This window comes from Streptomyces sp. NPDC048185 (assembly GCF_043202495.1).
Classification (GTDB): Bacteria; Actinomycetota; Actinomycetes; order Streptomycetales; family Streptomycetaceae; genus Streptomyces.
In genome coordinates this window covers 331,406-348,713 of sequence record NZ_JBIDAN010000007.1, presented here as the reverse complement: position 1 = coordinate 348,713, position 17,308 = coordinate 331,406, and the positions used below count along the sequence as shown (strand labels likewise).

General features: G+C 73.6%; 13 protein-coding genes and 1 riboswitch. Of the genes, 8 read left to right on the top strand and 5 right to left on the bottom strand.

Annotated features, from left to right (window positions below):
• Window positions 1-179: 179 nt before the first annotated feature.
• The gene (gene fahA / locus ACGF3H_RS22725) at window positions 180-1,391 is read right to left on the bottom strand and encodes a fumarylacetoacetase (protein ID WP_362492435.1); all 1,212 of its coding nucleotides are present in this window, start codon (window positions 1,389-1,391) and stop codon (window positions 180-182) included.
• A gap of 352 nt (window positions 1,392-1,743) precedes the next feature.
• On the opposite strand from fahA, the gene ACGF3H_RS22720 reads away from it, so the two are divergent.
• The 5 genes from ACGF3H_RS22720 to ACGF3H_RS22700 all read left to right on the top strand — a co-directional run bounded on the left by ACGF3H_RS22720 (window position 1,744) and on the right by ACGF3H_RS22700 (window position 9,000).
• Window positions 1,744-3,003 carry a DegT/DnrJ/EryC1/StrS family aminotransferase gene (locus tag ACGF3H_RS22720; protein ID WP_362492438.1) on the top strand — a complete coding sequence of 420 codons (1,260 nt, stop codon included), beginning with the start codon at window positions 1,744-1,746 and terminating at the stop codon, window positions 3,001-3,003.
• Window positions 2,996-5,332, top strand: coding sequence for a lipopolysaccharide biosynthesis protein (locus tag ACGF3H_RS22715; protein WP_362492440.1), 2,337 nt, complete (start codon window positions 2,996-2,998; stop codon window positions 5,330-5,332). The genes ACGF3H_RS22720 and ACGF3H_RS22715 overlap by 8 nt, the downstream gene beginning before the upstream one ends.
• A gap of 81 nt (window positions 5,333-5,413) precedes the next feature.
• Window positions 5,414-7,405: a glycosyltransferase gene (locus ACGF3H_RS22710; RefSeq protein WP_362492442.1), complete on the top strand. Its 1,992-nt coding sequence runs from the start codon at window positions 5,414-5,416 to the stop codon at window positions 7,403-7,405.
• A 27-nt stretch (window positions 7,406-7,432) separates the two neighbouring features.
• Window positions 7,433-7,885 (top strand): hypothetical protein, encoded by a 453-nt coding sequence (locus tag ACGF3H_RS22705; protein WP_362492444.1) that lies wholly within the window; start codon window positions 7,433-7,435, stop codon window positions 7,883-7,885.
• A 101-nt stretch (window positions 7,886-7,986) separates the two neighbouring features.
• On the top strand, window positions 7,987-9,000 hold the full coding sequence (locus tag ACGF3H_RS22700) for a glycosyl hydrolase (RefSeq protein WP_362492446.1): 1,014 nt from the start codon (window positions 7,987-7,989) through the stop codon (window positions 8,998-9,000).
• A 16-nt stretch (window positions 9,001-9,016) separates the two neighbouring features.
• Here ACGF3H_RS22700 and ACGF3H_RS22695 read toward each other — a convergent pair whose 3' ends face one another.
• The 3 genes from ACGF3H_RS22695 to ACGF3H_RS22685 all read right to left on the bottom strand — a co-directional run bounded on the left by ACGF3H_RS22695 (window position 9,017) and on the right by ACGF3H_RS22685 (window position 12,286).
• Complete coding sequence (locus tag ACGF3H_RS22695; RefSeq protein WP_362492531.1) at window positions 9,017-9,772, bottom strand: polysaccharide deacetylase family protein; 756 nt, start codon at window positions 9,770-9,772, stop codon at window positions 9,017-9,019.
• 89 nt (window positions 9,773-9,861) lie between these two features.
• Complete coding sequence (locus ACGF3H_RS22690; RefSeq protein ID WP_362492449.1) at window positions 9,862-11,190, bottom strand: glycosyltransferase; 1,329 nt, start codon at window positions 11,188-11,190, stop codon at window positions 9,862-9,864.
• Between the two features lie 31 nt (window positions 11,191-11,221).
• Window positions 11,222-12,286, bottom strand: coding sequence for a GNAT family N-acetyltransferase (locus ACGF3H_RS22685; protein ID WP_362492451.1), 1,065 nt, complete (start codon window positions 12,284-12,286; stop codon window positions 11,222-11,224).
• Window positions 12,287-12,520: 234 nt separating this feature from the next.
• Here ACGF3H_RS22685 and ACGF3H_RS22680 point away from each other — a divergent pair, with 234 nt between their 5' ends.
• A complete protein-coding gene (locus tag ACGF3H_RS22680; RefSeq protein ID WP_362492454.1) occupies window positions 12,521-13,330 on the top strand; it encodes an HAD family hydrolase in 810 nt (269 codons plus the stop codon).
• A 47-nt stretch (window positions 13,331-13,377) separates the two neighbouring features.
• On the opposite strand, the gene ACGF3H_RS22675 is transcribed toward ACGF3H_RS22680, so the two are convergent.
• On the bottom strand, window positions 13,378-13,872 hold the full coding sequence (locus ACGF3H_RS22675) for a transglycosylase SLT domain-containing protein (protein ID WP_362492457.1): 495 nt from the start codon (window positions 13,870-13,872) through the stop codon (window positions 13,378-13,380).
• A 3-nt stretch (window positions 13,873-13,875) separates the two neighbouring features.
• A riboswitch (cyclic di-AMP (ydaO/yuaA leader) is annotated at window positions 13,876-14,080 on the bottom strand.
• Between the two features lie 697 nt (window positions 14,081-14,777).
• Here ACGF3H_RS22675 and ACGF3H_RS22670 point away from each other — a divergent pair.
• Together ACGF3H_RS22670 and ACGF3H_RS22665 are read left to right on the top strand one after the other, a co-directional pair.
• A complete protein-coding gene (locus ACGF3H_RS22670; protein WP_362492459.1) occupies window positions 14,778-15,788 on the top strand; it encodes a polyprenyl synthetase family protein in 1,011 nt (336 codons plus the stop codon).
• Window positions 15,789-16,042: 254 nt separating this feature from the next.
• Window positions 16,043-17,263 (top strand): DUF2092 domain-containing protein, encoded by a 1,221-nt coding sequence (locus ACGF3H_RS22665; RefSeq protein WP_362492462.1) that lies wholly within the window; start codon window positions 16,043-16,045, stop codon window positions 17,261-17,263.
• Window positions 17,264-17,308: the final 45 nt, after the last annotated feature.

Sequence of the window (17,308 nt, the reverse complement as noted above, 5' to 3'; positions counted from 1 at the left end):
CTCCGGATCCTGGTCGGAAAGGCGGCTCTGGCTGTGGTGCTGTGGTGCTGCGCGGCGGCGGACACCGCCCGACGCCAGTATGACGGGGACGGGCGGTGCGAGTCAGGTGCCGGCGGACATCGGATCCCCGCACGGGGGACGGAACGCGGCGGCCGGAGCGGCCCGCCCCCGGGAGCCTCTCACCGTCCGGTCACCCGCCCGGTCACCTCCCCGAGCCCGACCCGCAGGCCGCCCGGACCCGGCGCCCACGCCGACAGGGTCACCTCGTCGCCGTCCTCCAGGAACGTCCGCTTGCCGTCGGGGAGTTCCAGCGGGTCCCGGCCGTTCCAGGTCAGTTCGAGCAGCGATCCGCGCTCCCGCTCGGTGGGCCCGCTCACCGTGCCCGAGCCGTAGAGGTCGCCGGTGCGCAGGGAGGCGCCGTTGACGGTCATGTGGGCCAGCTGCTGGGCGGCGGTCCAGTACATGGTGGAGAAGGGCGGCTCGGAGACCACGTGCCCGTTGACCGTCACCGAGATGCGCAGGTCGTAGCCGCCGGGTTCCTCCTCGGCGTCGTCCAGGTAGGGCAGCAGCCCGTGGGTGCGCTCCGGCGGGGCCACCCGGGCCTCGTCCAGGGCGTCCAGCGGCGTGATCCAGGCCGACACCGAGGTGGCGAAGGACTTGCCGAGGAACGGGCCGAGGGGGACGTACTCCCAGGCCTGGACGTCACGTGCGGACCAGTCGTTGAGCAGGCAGAGCCCGAAGACGTGCTCGCGGAAGTCGCCGAGCGGCACCGGACGGCCCGGCTCGGACGGCGTGCCGACCACGAAGCCGACCTCTGCCTCGATGTCGAGGCGGACGGACGGGCCGAAGACGGGAGCCGCGTCGGTGGGGGCCTTGCGCTGGCCGGAGGGCCGTACGACGTCCGTGCCCGAGACGACGACCGTGCCGGAGCGGCCGTGGTAGCCGATCGGCAGGTGCTTCCAGTTCGGGGTGAGGGAGTCCTCGGCGTCGGGGCGGAAGATCCGGCCGACGTTCCGGGCGTGGTTCTCGGAGGCGTAGAAGTCGACGTAGTCCGCCACCTCGAAGGGCAGGTGCAGGGTCACCGACGACAGCGGGTGGAACAGCGGCTCCAGGGCCTCCCGGTGGGACGGGACCGTCACCCAGGCCGTCAGCGCGCGCCGCACGTCCGACCAGGCGGTGCGGCCGGCCGCCAGCAGCGGGTTCAGCGTGGGCCGCGCGAGCAGGGACGCGTACGGCGATCCGAGCGCGTGGGCCGCGGCGCCCGCGTCCAGGACGTGGTCGCCGAGCCGGACGCCCACCGTCCGCTCCTGCGAGCCGCGGATCGAGAACACGCCGTACGGAAGGTTGTGCGGGCCGAAGGGATCGCCCTCGGGGACATCGAAGGGGGGCATCGGGTGCTGCCTCGCTCTCGTGCTCGCCGTGCGCCACGTGATCCGTGGCCGCGCCACACGTTACGGGTGGCACCCGGGTCTTGGGCAGTGCCCGATGAGGTGGCGGCGGCCGGCGCGGCACGGCGGGCACAGGCGGGCTGACGTGCGGCGGGGGGCGCGGCACGGGTGCGGACGGCGAGAGGAGTGACCCGTGGGAGCGGTCCGGACGGTGGCGCTCCGCCACCGTCCGTGTACGGGAGGTCGTCCACAGGCCGGTACGCAATCTTGACGGAGCGGTGCGAACGGGGCGACTCTGGGCGGGTGCCGGAAGGCCTCGGGGAGGGGGCGTTCCGATGGCACTTCAGGGGGACGGATGGCCACAGGGGAGGCCGGTCCGGGTCCGGCGCGGTCCGGTTCGCAGCCGAGAGAGCGGCTCGAAGAGACCATGCGCAGCCGACTCGGCCGGGAATGCGTGTATGTACCGTCGTGCCGTTTCGGGCTGTACGCGGCGCTGCGTCACTGGTGCCCGCCGGGCGGCCGGGTGCTGATGTCGCCGGTCGACGACGACGTCATCTTCTTCGTCGTCCTCGCCGCCGGGCTGCGGCCGGTGCAGGCGCCGCTGAGTCCGCTGGACGCGTCCATCGACGTCGACGCCGTGCCCGAGGAGGTGTGGGGTTCCCTGTCCGCCGTCCTGACGACGAATCTGTACGGCAACCCGGACCCGGCACCCCGGCTGCGGGAGCGCTGCGACGCGCTCGGCATCCCGCTGTTCGAGGACGCGGCGCACGCCATCGGCAGCGAGGTGGGCGGGCGGCCCGTCGGCACGTGGGGCGACGCGTCCGTGTTCAGCCTGTCCAAGCACGTCGGCGCCAAGGCCGGCGGCATCCTCTCCGTCGCCGACCCGGGGCTGCGGGAGGCGCTGGCGAAGTCCTGCGAGGACCTGCTGCTGCCGCGCCGGGCCACGGCGGAGGCCGCCTACGCCGTACGGCCGTACGCGGAGGCGGCCGTGCGCGGTCTGCGGCTGAGACGGGCGGCCTGGGCCACGCTGCGGCTCCTGGGGAAGACGGAGCGCGAGGAGATCCGGATGCCGCTCAGGCCCGGCGAGCTGGCCCGCGCGGTCGCCTCGGCCCCGGACCTCGCGGCGCACGACCCGTGGGTCCGCGTCGACATGCACGACTACCGCCTGCGGTCCGGCCGGTTCCGGCTCGGGCGCGTCGGGCGTCGGCTGGACCGGCTGGACGACGTCCTCGCGGGCTGCCGGGCGGGCACGGAACTGCTGCTGTCGACGCGCTGGGCGCGCCCGGCGACCGGGGCGACCGGAACACAGCCCGGCGGAGCGCGCCGCGTACAACCCCTGTTCCGGGTGCCGCTGTTCGTGGCCGACCGGGATGCGGCGATCGCCGCGCTGGCCCGGCGGGGCATCGTCGTCGGGTACCTCTACGATCCGCCGCTGGACGACTACGCGGGCGCGGAGTTCACCGACCTCTCGCCCAGCCCGGAGGGCGCCCGCTGGTTCGCGCGGCACGCGCTGCCCGTGGACCCGTTGCGCGCCCGCGCGGTCGTCGAGGTGCTGGAGGCGTCCGGGGCGCGGCCTGCCGAGGCGCCGGAGGGGGCGGGAACGTCCCGTGGCTGAGACGCGGGTGCACGAGGCCGCCGCGGCACCCGCGGGCGGTGCCCCGGAGCCGCCCGGCGGCGGGCACGGCTCCGACTCGCTGTTCAAGAACGCCTACTTCCTCATGCTCAGCACCGGCGTCTCCGCCGTGCTCGGCCTGGGATTCTGGCTCGTGGCCGCCCGCTACTACTCCGAGGAGGCCGTCGGCCAGGGCTCGGCCGCCATCGCCGCGATGCGGCTGCTCGCCAGCATCACGGCGACCACGATGATCGGTGCCGTCGTACGCTTCGTGCCGCGCGCCGGGCGGGCGACCGGACCGCTGGTGTGGCGCGCGTACGTGGCCAGTTCGGTGGTCGTGGTCGTGGCGGCCGTGGTCTTCCTGCTCACCCTCGACCTGTGGGGAGCCTCGTACGCGCCGCTCGGCACCCCCGCGGCCGGCGCCCTGTTCGTCGCCGCCTGCGTGGCCTGGGCGCTGCTCACCCTGCAGGACGGGGTGCTGACCGGACTGCGCAAGGCCGAGTGGGTGCCGGCCGGGAACGCGGTGTTCTCGGTCGGGAAGCTGATCCTCCTGGCCGTCTTCGCCTCCGCGCTGCCGGTGCTCGGCATCTTCGTGTCCTGGGCCGTGGCCATCGCCTTCTCCACCCTGCCGCTCGGCTGGCTGATCTTCCGCCGGCTCATCCCGCGCCAGGCCGCCGCCGACCACGACGTGGAGCCGCCGAAGGTCCGCGAGATGGGCCGCTTCCTGGCCGGGGACTCGCTGGGCGCGCTGTTCAGCCTGGCGATGATCAACCTGCTGCCGGTGATGGTCGCGGTCCGCTTCAGCGCCGCGGAGAACGGCTACTTCTACGTGGCGTACACGGTCGGCGGCACGATGGAGTTCATGGCCATCAACATGGCCTCCTCGCTCACCGCGCACGCCTCGCACGATCCCCGCCGCCTCGCCGACGGCGTCCGCGGGGCGCTGCGCCGGATGACGCTGCTGCTGGTGCCGGTCGTGCTGGTCCTGGTCGTCTTCGCCCCGCAGATCCTCGCCCCCTTCGACGCGGACTACGCCGAGCACGGCTCCACGGTGCTGCGGCTGCTCGCGATCGGCGCGCTGCCGAGGATCGTCGTCGAGCTGTACATCGGCGTGCTGCGCGTCCAGGGACGCACCGGTGTGCTCGCCGCCGTGCAGGGCGCCATGTGCACCCTCGTCCTGGGCAGCGCGGCCGTGCTGTTCACCCCCGCCGGGATCTCGGGCGCCGGCTGGGCGGTGCTGCTGAGCATGACGCTGGTCGCCGCGGGCTGCGCGCCCGGCCTGCGTTCGGTCCTGCGCCGCGGCGGGACGGGGCGGCGCGGCGGCGGGCGGGACGGCGGCCGGGACTCCGAGGGCCCCGACTACGGCACCAGCTGGGCGCGGCTGAACGCGACCGCCGGTTACGGCACGAACTGGGCCCGCCGGGCCGCCTACGGCGAGAAGGACGGCGACGGGGACGGCGCCACCTTGTTCGTCGGCCGTCCCGGTGACGAACGGGAGGCGTTGCAGGCGGACACGCCGGCCCTGATCGTGCGGCCGCCCCGGCAGCCCGATGCCGCACCCGCCCCCGGACCGGCCGGCGAACCGGACTCCGACGCGGCCCCCGCCGACGCCGTCCCCGCCGACGCCGTCCCCGCCGACGCCGTCCCCGCCGGGGCGTACGAGGACGCGGGCACGCAGCGGCGCCTCGGGACCGCGCTGTGGCTGCTGCTCGGCACCGCCACGGCGGTCTACTGGCTGGCGTTGCGCGGACTGCCGTGGCCGGGGGACGACTCCGGCGCGGTGACGGAGCTCACCGGACGGGCACTGCTGCGGGGGCTGCCGCCGGCGGCGCTGGTCGCGGGGGCGGCCCTGCTCGTGGGGTTCGCGGCGTCCGTGACGCTGTACGCCCGGCCCGACCCCCGGCTGCCCGGCGCCGCGCTGGGTTCCGCCGTGCTCGCCCTGTACGCCGCACCCGTCGCCCTCGGCCGGGAACCACGGCCGGTCGAGGGCGCGTGGTACCGGAAGGCAGCCGGGTTTCTGGCGGAAGCGGTGGGACTGTCCGGTCCTGGGCCCCTTCTGCGCTGGCTGCCGCTCGTCCTGCAGTTGCTGTGTCTGGTGGCGCTGTGGCCGCTGCTCGCGAAGGCCGGCGGGCGGCTGTCGTGGCAAGGACGCTGGGGGGTGCTGTATCTCGCCGCCGTGGGGGGCTGGGTCTGGCGGCAGGAGATCGCCCCGGCCGCCGCGCCCCTGCTTCTGCTGCTCGTCCTCGCCGTCCTGCTCCTGCCACCGCGCCGCCCGGCCGTGGTGTTCCGACGCGCGCACCGCAGCAGACCGAACGACCTGTCCAGGGACTGATCGAGCACAGAGCCGAACCGCCAGGGGGGAACCGTCGTGCGTCCGCCAGCAACTCCACGGGAGAGATCAGCACCAGAGCCCGTGCCCGGGCAGCAGGCCCCGGACGTGCCGAGCCCGGACACGCCGGTGACCGGGGCGGTTCCCGAGCCCGTGGCGGCCTCCCGCGGTACGCGGGAGCCGGCCGCCACGTCCCCGGACGACGCGTCCGCGCGTCCGGAGCGCGGCGCCGGTCCCGTGCCGCCGGAACCTCCCGCGCGGGACCTCGCCGAACCGGGGGCCGCCGCCCGGCGGGTGCACGCCGCGCTGCCCGCCGTCGCCCTGCTCGCGGCCCTCGCCCTGTGGGTCTTCGCCGTGCGGCGCACCGACGTGTCCCGCCTCGACGACTACGGACTGGTCACCGCCCTGCACCCGGCCTTCTGGGCCGGCCTCGTGGTCCTCACCACCGGCTTCTGGCTCACGGTCCGCGACCCGCGCCGCCGGAACGCCTGGTCGTTCGCGTACGTCCTCGGGCTGCTGCTGATGGAGCGGGCCACGCAGGCCGTGCTCTATCCGACCCCGCTGTACGCCTGGGCGTGGAAGCACGACGCGGTGATCGGCCACCTGCTCACCTCCGGCGGGCTCCAGGGCGCCGACCGGCTCGGTGACATGGCCGTCTACGACCAGTGGCCGGGCTTCTTCGCCGCGCAGGCCGCGCTCGTGCGGCTGCTCGGCGTGGAGAACGCCGCGATGTACATGGCGTGGTGGCCGCTGGTCTCCAGCGTGCTGCTGCTGCTCCCGCTGCTGCTGATCTACCGCACCTTCACCCAGGACCGCAGGCTGATCTGGACGGCGGTGTGGCTGTTCTTCGTCGCCGACTGGGTGGGCCAGGACTACTTCTCCCCGCAGTCCGTGGCCTTCGCCCTGCACCTGGGTGTCCTGGCCGTCGTCCTGCGCCGCTACGCCAGGTCGGGCGGGCGGCCGGGGCGGCAGGGACAGGCGGTGTGGACGGTGCTGATCACCGTGCTGGTCACGGCGGTCGTCGTCTCGCACCAGCTCACGCCCGGCATGCTCGTCGTCTCCCTCGTCGCCCTGGCCTGCACGCGCCGTTACCGCGACTGGATCCCGATGGCCACCGCGGTCGTGATCTTCCTGGCGTGGTGCCTGACGGCCGCGCTGCCGTTCCTGTCCGCCGCGATGCCGGACATGATCCGTTCCGTCGGCGACATCGGCGCCAACGTCGAGACCGGGTACGGGACCACGCCCACCGGCACCGGCGCGGTGGCGACCTCCTGGGCGGCCCGGCTGCTGTCGGGTTCCGTCCTGCTGCTGGCGCTGACCGGGGTGCTGCGCCAGCGGGTGCTGCGGCGCCGGGCGCTGCCGCTGCTGCTGCTCGCCGCGGCCCCCCTGCCGATGTTCGCGGCGAGCAGCTACGGCAGCGAAATGATCTTCCGGGTGCTGATGTTCATGCTGCCGGGAGCCGCCTTCTTCGCAGCCGCCGCGCTCCTGCCCACGGTGCGCACCCTGGCCGCCGAGACCGCCGACGCCGCCTCCGGGAAGCCCGGCGCAGGCCGGGTGGCCGCCCCCCGGCGCCGGACCGCCGCGTCCGCCCTGCGCCCGGCCGTGTGGGCGCCGCTCCTCGCCCTGCTCGCGGGGACGCTCGCGTTCGTACCGAGCTACTCCGGCAAGGACCGCGTCAACTACTTCCCGCCCCGGGAGGTGGCCCTCGTCCAGCAGCTCTTCGACCAGGCACCCGACGGCTCCCTGGTCGTCGCCGCCAACCGGAACTATCCGCTCGCCTACGAGGACTACTGGCGCGTCGACCACTACTGGTTCCTCGACGACGCCCGGGGCCACGTCGACGAGATCGTGCGGGACCCGGCCGCCACGCTCGCCCGCGACATGGCCGGCCTGGAGCGCCCGGCCCGGGCCTACTTCCTGCTCACCCAGGGACAGATGGCGAACTCGGAGATGAACGGGCAGCTCGACAGCGCCCAGTTGGCCCGTATCCGCGAGTCCGTCTCGGCCTCGCCGCTGTTCGCCCGTGTGGCGGAGAACAGCGCCGGTGTGCTCTACGTCCTGAAGCCGGCGGGCTGAGCCGGTGTGCCGAGAAGGGAGCGAGTCATGACACCGCAGGATCTGGTGGTCCGCATGCTGCCCGCGTTCGGTGGCTGGTCGGCGCTCGCCGCGCTCGCGCTGGCGGACGGTTCGCCCCTGCGCGGGGCGGTGGTCGGGCTCTTCCTGGCCCTCGGCCCGGGCGCCGCCCTGGTCGGGATCTGCGGCCCCGCGCTGCGGGCCCGCCGGGCCGAGGGGCCCGTGGGGCGGCGCGACGCCGACTTCGAACGCCACTCCGACCTGCTGGAACGGCTGATGCTGGCCGTCCTGCTCAGCGTGAGCGCCGCCATCCTCGTCGCGACGGTGCTGATCGCGGCGCGTGCCTTCAGCGGCGACCGCACGCTGCTCGCACTGACCGTGCTGACCACGCTCGCCGCGCTGTGCCCGCGCCTGCGCGCCTCCCCGGCACCGGACACGGTGCCGGGGACGGTGCCGGGGACACGAAAGGGTTCCGCTCTGTGAGGTTCGCCCGACCCGTTCGCCGTACGTCCGGACCGTCGACGACCGGTCAGCACCGCAGACCGGGAGGCCCTCGCCGGCGACGGCTGCTGCTCACCTCCGCCATGGCCACCTGCGCGGTGCTCGTCGCGGTGCTCGCCCTGCGCGAGGCCTCGGGACCGGCGGCCCTCACCGACGACCCGAAGTGCCGCCCCACCGCGCTGCTCGTGCCCCCCTGCGGCGCCTGGTTCGGCGCCTTCGTGCCGCACGACAAGTCCGACCTGGCCGACAAGGTCGAGGACTACGAGCGGCACGTGGGCCGCAAGCTCGACATCGTGTACACGTACCACGACATGTCCGCGGTCACCGGCACCCGCCTGGAAGGCCAGTTGCTCACCGACCAGGAGCAACGCGTCGGCAGGGACAGGATGTTGCTGCTGTCCTGGGAGAGCAAGTGGTGGGGCGGCACCGTACGGCAGCAGCCCACGTGGAAGCAGATAGCCGACGGCGAGCTGGACGGCTCGGTGATCGATGTCCAGGCGCGCCGCATCAAGGAGTACGGCGAGCGCACGGGCAAGAAGGTCTTCCTCTCCTTCGACCTGGAGATGGACACCCGCACACCGGAGAACGGCAGCCCGGCCGAGTACGTCAGGGCCTACCGGCACATCCACGACCGGTTCCGCGCCCTGGGCGTCGACAACGTGCTGTGGACCTGGATCATCACCGGCTACCTGGACCACGCCGACCTGTTCCGGCGCCTGTATCCCGGGGACGCGTACGTCGACTGGATCGGCTACAACCAGTACAACTACTACCTGTGCCACAAGGCGAAGTGGCTGACCTTCGCCCAGACGCAGCAGGACAGCCACGACTGGATCCGTCGCCACATCTCCGGCGACAAGCCGCTGATGCTGTCGGAGTTCGGCACCGCCTCCGATCCGGACCGGCCGGACCGCCAGGCCGGCTGGTACGCGCAGGTGCCCCGGGTGCTCAAGGATCTGGGGGGCGTGAAGGCCGCCCTCCAGTGGAACTACCGCGACCCGGGACCGCACTGCGACCTGTCGGTGGCGGGCGATCAGGCGTGGGACGCCCTGCGCGGGGCGGCCGGCGACCCGTACCTCAACCAGCCGCACGGGTGACCGGGACCGCCCCTCGTCACCCCGCGAACTCCGGCCCGCGGAACAGGGCGCGACCCCGGCGGTACCAGCGCCAGCCGATCGTCCTCGGCCCGTCCCGGTACGGCGCGATCCGGGCGCCGTCGCCGGCCAGCCAGGCCCGGACGTCGGCGACGGTGTGGCCGCGGCGCACGATGAGGCGGGCGATGCGGTATCGCTCGTCGCGGTCGGAGCTGAGCGCGTGCCGTACCGCGGTGGCCGTCTCGTAGCCGGCACGGGCCGACATGGCCCTCACCCGCGGGCTGTTGTAGCCGTGCGGGTAGGCGAGGTGACGGACCGGGTGGCCGAGGGCGTCCTCCAGCACGTCCTTCGACGTGCGCAGTTCGTACGCCAGGTCCTTGCCGGACAAGGTGTCCAGCTGGGCGTGGGTGACGGTGTGGCTGCCGATCTCCATGCCGGCGCGTTCCAGCCCGGCGGCCTCGCGCAGGGTCATCATCGGGGCGGGCGGCAGCAGGCTGCGGCCGCCCGGGGTGACGGCCCCGGTGGTGAGGTAGGCGGTGGCCGGCAGCGAACGGTCGGCCAGCGCCTCGGCGGTCGGGCCCGGCAGGTCGGCGAAGCCGTCGTCGAAGGTCAGCACCACCGGCCGGGGCGGCAGGGACGCCCGCCCGGCGAAGTGGTCGGCGACCGCGCCGATCGTGACGGGAGTCCGCCCGCTGTCGACGATCGCGTCGAGGTGGGCGGCGAACTCCTTCGGAGCAACGGTGAATTCGGCGATCCAGTCGGGCGGATCGTCCATCACGGCGTGGTAGAGGAAGACGGGGATGCAGTCACCGCCCGCCCGTGCTTTGCCGCCCGGTGCGTGCTCGCCGCGGTTGCCCGTCGTCCTCATCCCGTCCCCCTGAGAGCGGACCGCAGGGCGTACCGGGCACGCAGGTAGCCCACCGGTCCGTAGACCATCCCCCGCCGCTGCAGCCGCGACAGCCGCCGTGGCCACGGGTGGGTCCGTTCGTCGTGGTCGCCCGGCGCGCCGCCGCCGTCGGTGTCGCGCACGGCGGTCAGCAGGCGCGCGTGGGCCAGGCCGCGCGGCAGCCGGGCCAGGAACGCCGGCAGCAGCGCCGGCCGGTTCACCAGGATCGCCGTGAGGTACGCGGTGAGCCCCGCGCCGTAGCCGTACGCCTGCGTCTCCAGGTCCCGCCAGGTCTCCCGGTGGTGGTGCCACACCAGGGCCGTCGGGGTGTAGTGCAGCCGCCCGCCCTCCGCGAGCACGCGCACGAAGCCGTAGAGGTCGTCACCGCCCCGTGCGCGGGTGCCCGCGCCGGTCGCCGGGTCGAAGCCGCCGACCGCGCGCAGGACCGCCGTGCGGAAGGCCATGTTGGCACCGGAGCCGAAGCGCCCCGCGGTGAACGGGAACAGCGGTTCGCCGGCGGGCGGGTGCTCCGGGTCGTACGTGCGCGGTGTGAAGCCCTTCGCGAAGCCGCCGTGGCTCTCCAGCAGGACCTGGGCCGGGGTGCGCAGCCGCGCGGGCAGGATCAGCCCCGTGGCGCAGCCCAGGCGCGGGTCGGCGGCGAAGGGTGCCGTCAGCTCGGTGAGCCAGCGGGGGTCGGCGACCACGTCGTCGTCGGTGAAGGCGACCACCTCGCCCCGCACGTCGGCCAGGCCCCGGTTGTGGGCGACGGCGAGCCCGGGCACCGGCTCGCACACGTACCGCACGCGCTCGGCGTACTTCCGCTCGACCAGCTCGCGCGTCTCGTGCGTCACCGGGGCGTTGTCGACGACGACGATCTCGGCGTCCGGATGGTCCTGCGCGAGCAGGGAGTCCAGCGCGCGGGCGAGCTGCCCGGCACGTTCCCGGGTGGCGACGACGACACTGACGGACGGCGGGGCGGACGGCGCACCGGCCGGCGCGGCGGGCCCGGGCCCGGACACCGGCCCGGGCGGCGCCGCCGGAAGCGCCCGCCGGGCGAGCGCGGCCAGCGTCCGCGCCGGGTCGGCGCCTTCGGGCACCCGCCCGAGCAGCGTGCCCACGGGCCGGCCCTTCCTGCGGACCAGCACGAACACCGCGCCGGACGTCACCGGCGGACCGCCCGGGCCCGGCCCGAGGCCGGCCTCCTCCCCGTCCCCGAGATCCAGCTCGGCGACCTGCACCGGCTCGGTGCTCAGGAACCTCTCGATCTCGTGCCGTGTCTCCTGCCGCGCACGCCGTGCTCCGGCCATGCGCCCCACCCCCTCGTGGTTGCCCCTGGCGTCACGACCGGCGCAGCCGGGCCGCCCCCTTCAGCGTGCGTGCCGCCAGCGACGCCAGCCGCGGCCGGCCGCGCACGAAACCGTGCGCCCGTCGGGCCGGCTCGCGGCCGAGCCACTGCAGCGCGGCGCCCGCTCCCGGACGCGTCACCGTTCCCTCGTACACGGGCAGTTCGCCGGTCTTCAGCGAGTCCTTGTACTCCGCCGCGCCCCGCCCCATGTCGAGCAGGCCGATCCCCTCGGCGGCGGCGGCCTCGGCCATCCGCAGGTGCAGCACCAGTCCCGGCGAGTACTTCGCGAAGTCCGGGTCGTACGCCGGGAACCAGCAGGCCAGCACCGAGGCCGAGCGCAGTCCGAAGTGCGCGGCGACGGGCCGGCCGCCGGCGTAGAGCACGGACAGCGTGCCCGTGCACTGGGGCGCCCGGGTCTCGGCGAGCCGTCCGACGAGCCGGGTGATCCACTCCTGCGCGAACCGGTCCCGGCGGCCCGTCCTGCGGTACTGCGCCGACTTCCACTCCATCAGCGTGCGCAGCGCGGCCGGTTCGCGCTCGTCGAACACGAAGCGCACCTCCCCGGCCTGGCGGCCCAGCCTGCGCTCCTTGGCGAGCGTGGTCTTCAGGAACTTCGGGGACTGGGCGCGCAGCACGCTCTCGTACGCCTCGTACCCCTTCTCCACGTCGATGACGTAGGAGGTGTGTTCCTCGGCGGCGTACGGCACGAACAGGGCCTGCTCGGCCTCCAGGTTGTCGAAGGCCAGGCTCGACAGGGAGCAGGCCCGCAGCAGTTGGCGGGTGTCCGGGGCGAGGCCCGGCCGCAGCACCGCGCCCTGGCAGTCCGAGACCCCGAGTCCGATCGCCCGGCCCTGGCCCAGCGGCCCGCGCTCGTGCGGCAGGAAACCGGCGGCCTCACCGCCCTCGTACAGCACCGCCACCCGCGCCCCGGGCCGTACCCGGCCGACGGCCTCGGTGAACTCCGGCTCCATGAACGGACTGCGCGGCGACCTCGACGCGGCGCGCAGCGCACGCCAGCGTTCCCTCTCCCCCTCGCCCAGCTCCTGCGGCCTGAACACACGTACACGTCCGCCGTTCAACCCGACCCCCCGATCAAGTCCCCCCTGGACAGAAGGAAGGTACCCCCGGGGCCGTCCGGAGGGTAGAAGGCAGAGCATGTTGTTGCCAACTGGTGCACAGGCCTTTAACCGCCTTTAGACGATGTTGTGTCAGGTTTCGGACACCTGCGAACGTCCTCGTGCGCATCCGGTCGTGGGTGAGTCGGACAGGTGCGGTGTCCGTATTCTCTGATCATGGACCGCACCGCATATGCCCTCGTCGCCACCGACCTCGACGGAACGCTGCTGCGCGGCGACGACACCGTCTCCGACCGGTCGCTGGCCGCGCTGGCACGGGTGGCCCGGGCCGGAGCCCGGCACCTGGTGGTGACGGGCCGCCCGGCACCGAGGGTGCGCTCCCTGCTCGACGGCCTCGGCTGCACGGGGCTCGCGGTGTGCGGACAGGGCGCGCAGGTGTACGACGCGGGCGCGCACCGGATGCTGTGGTCGGTCACCCTGGACCGGGAGCTGGCGGAGACCGCACTCGGCAAGATCGAGGCCGAGGTGGGGGAGGTGTACGCCGCGGTCGACCAGGACGGGGTCGACGGGCTGACCCTCATCGAGCCGGGCTATCTGATGCCCCACCCGACGCTGCCCGCGGTGCGCGTCGAGCGGCGCGACGAGCTGTGGAGCGCGCCGATCAGCAAGGTGCTGCTGCGCCATCCCGACCTGTCCGACGACGAGCTGGCGGCGACGGCGCGCGCGGTGGTCGGCTCGCTCGCGACGGTCACCATGTCGGGGCCGGGGACGGTGGAGCTCCAGCCGTGCGGGGTCACCAAGGCGACCGGTCTGGCGCTCGCCGCCGAGCACCTGGGGCTGAGCCGGCGGCGGACGATCGCCTTCGGGGACATGCCCAACGACATCCCCATGTTCCACTGGGCGGCCCGCGGGGTCGCCATGGCGGGCGCCCACCCCGAGCTCAAGGCGGTCGCGGACGAGGTCACCACGACGAACGAGGACGACGGCGTGGCCGTCGTCCTCGAGCGGATCTTCGGAGCCGACTAGATCCCGTCCGCCGAGGGGACCTGGTCACGGCTCATGGCGGGTACGGCTCAGTACGCGCTGAAGACGTTGTCGATCGAGCCGTACCGGTCGGCCGCGTAGTTGCAGGCGGCGGTGATGTTGGCGACCGGGTCGTACGAGTCCCAGGAGGTGCCGGCGACGTGGTACGCCTGGAAGGTCGGGTCGATCACCTGGAGCAGGCCCTTGGACGGGGTGCCGTTGATGGCGTTGATGTCCCAGTTGTTGATGGCGAGCGGGTTGCCGGACGACTCGCGCATGATGTTGCGGTGGATGCCGTCGTACGTCCCGGGGATCCCGTGCTGGGCCATGATGTCCAGCGACTCGCGGATCCAGCCGTCGAGGTTGTCCGGGTACGCCGTGGTCGCCGTGGTGGCGGCGGTGGTCGTGGCGGCCGGGGTGGCGGCGGACGCGGTGGCGGCGCCGATGAGCGGCAGGGCGAGCACGGCGGCGCCGGTGCCGGCGACGGCGAGCTTGCGGGCGAGGCGGCTGGTCCGGGCGTGACGGTTCTGACCGTTGGCAGGCATGTGTGTGTCCCTCTCCAACGCCTGCGAGGTGAGCTGTCGGGTTCGGGCGGGGAGGTGCCCGGCCGCGCCCTGACGGGCACGGCTTCACCCCGAGCCGCTCCGGTGGTGTCCGGCGCGGCGACTTACCTGGGTCCCCCGCTCCTGCCTGCGAGTGTCTCGAGTGGATGACTGTGTGCCGGGCGGTGGCAGGATTCGGCGTCCGCCTGACAGGCCGGGAACGTATGCGAGAGCACATGTCCGGAACAAGTGCAGGAATCACCCGACGTGCCTGTTGACCTTGGTCTGGGGGATTTGGGGTGCTTGATCCTTTGCGACTGCCAAGGCCCAACTCGCCTACGGGGCAAAGGGGTGGCGGGGGTCGTGACGGGGGTGCGGCGCGCGGGCCGGCGGGTGCGGCGGCGTGAGCCAACTCACGGGCCTCAACAAGGGCGGCAAATCGGGCATTAGGGCCAACTGGTGGCCAACCGGCCGCCGATGGCGGGCCGTTTGGGCGGGCGGCCGGGGCGGGGCTGTCCGCCGGGTGTGCGCGCCCTGTGCCGCGCTCCGCCGCCGACCGCGCGGCCCGGTGTCCCGTCGCCCTGCGCGGGCACCCGTTCGGGGCGGGGGAGCGGATGTCGAATGGGTGACGTTCTCGGGGTGCGGTCCGTTGGGAGGGGTGGTGGGATCTTCGGTGGCGGCTTTCGGCGTGCCGTGTCCTGTTTCGCACGTCTCTGGCGATGTCGATCGATATCCGCTCATATCACCTGATCAAAAACATACCGTGCATGATCCGATACCGACCGGCCTGTAACGGTGGGCGCTAGCGGTGATCGAAACGTGACCGGATACGCTGACTCGAGTGGTGGCAGCGACCTATCGACAAACCAGGTAATCGCCAGTAGACACCAGCAGACAGGAGATCCCTCGTGACCGTCGTCGGGCCGTTCGGGCTGAGCGTGCGGGACCAGGCTCTGGAAGCCGATGTCCAGACCGGATTGGCGGCCGTCGAGGAAGGGTTGCTTGAGGCAACCAAAAGCGAGGTGCCCTTCATCACGGAGGCCGCCCAGCACCTGGTGCGGGCCGGCGGCAAGCGGTTCCGGCCGCTGCTGGTGATGCTCGCCTCCCGGTTCGGCGACCCCTACGCGCCCGGCATCGTGCCCTCGGCCGTGGTCGTGGAGCTGACCCACCTCGCCACGCTCTACCACGACGACGTGATGGACGAGGCCGCCGTGCGCCGCGGGGTGCCCAGCGCGAACACCCGCTGGGGCAACTCGGTCGCCGTCCTCACCGGTGACTTCCTGTTCGCCCGTGCCTCCCAGATCCTCGCCGACCTCGGGCCCGAGGCCGTCCGGGTGCAGGCCCTCGCGTTCGAGCGGCTCGTCACCGGCCAGATCCTGGAGACGGCCGGACCGCAGGACGGACGGGACCCCGTCGACCACTACCTCGACGTGCTCGGCGGCAAGACGGGATCGCTGGTCGCGGTCTCCTGCCGGTTCGGCGCGATGATGTCCGGCGCCGACGAGACGGTCGTCGACGTGCTGACCCAGTACGGCGAGCGGCTCGGCGTCGCCTTCCAGCTCGCGGACGACGTCCTGGACATCGCCTCCGACTCCCACGAGTCGGGCAAGACGCCCGGCACGGACCTGCGCGAGGGCATCCCGACCCTCCCGGTGCTGCGGCTGCGCGAAAGGGCGGCCCGGCTGGGCCTCGCCGAGGACCTCGCCCTGTGCGAGCTGCTGGACTCCGACCTGAGCGACGACGCCCGGCACGCCGAGGCGCTGCGCCTGCTGCGCGCCCACCCCGCGCTCGAACAGGCGCGGCGGGACACCGTCCGGTACGCGAAGGACGCCCGTGCGGCGCTGGCCCCGCTGCGGGAGTGCGACGCCAAGGCCGCGCTGATCGAGCTGTGCGACGCGGTGGTCCACCGGGCCGGCTGACCTCCCGGCCGCACCGCGCCCGGCCGGCGCGGTGCTCTCCCCCTACCGGGCGGGGGAGGTTCACCTCCTCCGTCTCATCCCGCAGGAGTACGCGGAGTTGAGCCCGCGGTCTGACGCTTCTCCCTGGCCGGTTTGGTCAGATGGACACCACGGAAAAACACCACTCCTCACCGATTCGGGTGAGAATGGCGGCTCACGGGTGAACAGTGCGAGGTCGCGAGACAGCCGCCGCCGACGACGGAGGTAGGGCACACATGGCACCGATCGATTCCGACGACAGCACGACCGCCGGGCAGGGCGCGGAGCCGCGCGCCGGACGGCGCAGGGCCGCGCGGTACGTCGTCCCGGTCGCGGTGATGGGCGTGGCGGCCGCCACGATCGGGCTCGTCCCCGCGCTCGCCGACTCCGGTGACCCGGACCTGCCGGAGGTGACGGCCCAGCAGCTCATCGAGAAGATCGCCCGGTCGGACGTCCAGCAGCTGTCCGGCACCGTCAGGATCAGCACCGACCTGGGCCTGCCGGACCTCGGCGGCCTGGAGAGCGGCCTGATGGCCGGGATGTCCGGCGGCCCCGGTGCGGGCGGCGGTGACGACGAGGGCTCCTCCGCGGACCCGTCCGCCAAGCTCACCGAGCTGGTCACCGGCACCCACACCCTGCGCGTAGCGGCCGACGGCCCCGACCGGCAGAAGCTGTCGCTGCTGGAGGACGCCGCCGAGTACAGCCTGATCCACGACGGCAAGGACGTCTGGGGCTACGACAGCAAGTCCAACGAGGTCTACCACTCCACCACGCAGGACGGTGCCGAGCGGCCCGCCGAGAAGGCGCCGGCCACCCCGAAGGACTTCACCGAGCAGGCGCTGAAGGCGGTCGACGACACCACGTCCGTGACCGTCGACGGCACCGCGCAGGTGGCCGGCCGGGACGCGTACCGGCTGGTGATCAAGCCCAGGCAGTCCGGTTCCACGGTCGGTGCGATCAGCGTGGCCGTCGACGCGAAGACCGGCATGCCGTTGAAGTTCACGCTGACCCCGTCGGGCGGCGGCGCCGCCGTCGTGGACGCGGGCTTCACCCGGGTCAGCTTCTCGAAGCCGGACGCGTCGACGTTCGACTTCACCCCGCCCAAGGGCGCGAAGGTCACCGAGGGCGACGAGATGCCCGAGACGCCGGAGCGGAAGCAGAAGCCGAAGTCCGACGGCGGTCTCGCCGAGGAGCTGGGCGGCCTGAAGGTCGTCGGCGAGGGCTGGAACGCGATCGCCGCCTTCGACACCGGCGGCCAGGGACTGCCCACCGCCTCCGCGGGCGGTGACCTGGGCGGCTTCCTCGGCTCCTTCGGCGACCAGGTCAAGGGCGACTTCGGCTCGGGCACGGTCTTCAAGACCCGCCTGGTCAACGCCCTGATCACGGACGACGGCAAGGTCTACGCCGGTGCGGTCACCAAGGACGCGCTGGTGAAGGCGGCCGAAGCCGCGAAGTAGGGCCGGACGCGCGGCCCGTACGCGCACGACGAGGAGAGGGAGCCG

Excerpts from the sequence above, each read along its gene's own strand:
- fahA (WP_362492435.1), bottom strand. The coding sequence starts at position 1,391 with ATGCCCCCCTTCGATGTCCCCGAGGGCGATCCCTTCGGCCCGCACAAC.
- ACGF3H_RS22720 (WP_362492438.1), top strand. The coding sequence starts at position 1,744 with ATGGCCACAGGGGAGGCCGGTCCGGGTCCGGCGCGGTCCGGTTCGCAG.
- ACGF3H_RS22705 (WP_362492444.1), top strand. The coding sequence starts at position 7,433 with ATGACACCGCAGGATCTGGTGGTCCGCATGCTGCCCGCGTTCGGTGGC.
- ACGF3H_RS22700 (WP_362492446.1), top strand. The coding sequence starts at position 7,987 with ATGGCCACCTGCGCGGTGCTCGTCGCGGTGCTCGCCCTGCGCGAGGCC.
- ACGF3H_RS22695 (WP_362492531.1), bottom strand. The coding sequence starts at position 9,772 with ATGGACGATCCGCCCGACTGGATCGCCGAATTCACCGTTGCTCCGAAG.
- ACGF3H_RS22690 (WP_362492449.1), bottom strand. The coding sequence starts at position 11,190 with ATGGCCGGAGCACGGCGTGCGCGGCAGGAGACACGGCACGAGATCGAG.
- ACGF3H_RS22680 (WP_362492454.1), top strand. The coding sequence starts at position 12,521 with ATGGACCGCACCGCATATGCCCTCGTCGCCACCGACCTCGACGGAACG.
- ACGF3H_RS22675 (WP_362492457.1), bottom strand. The coding sequence starts at position 13,872 with ATGCCTGCCAACGGTCAGAACCGTCACGCCCGGACCAGCCGCCTCGCC.
- ACGF3H_RS22665 (WP_362492462.1), top strand. The coding sequence starts at position 16,043 with ATGGCACCGATCGATTCCGACGACAGCACGACCGCCGGGCAGGGCGCG.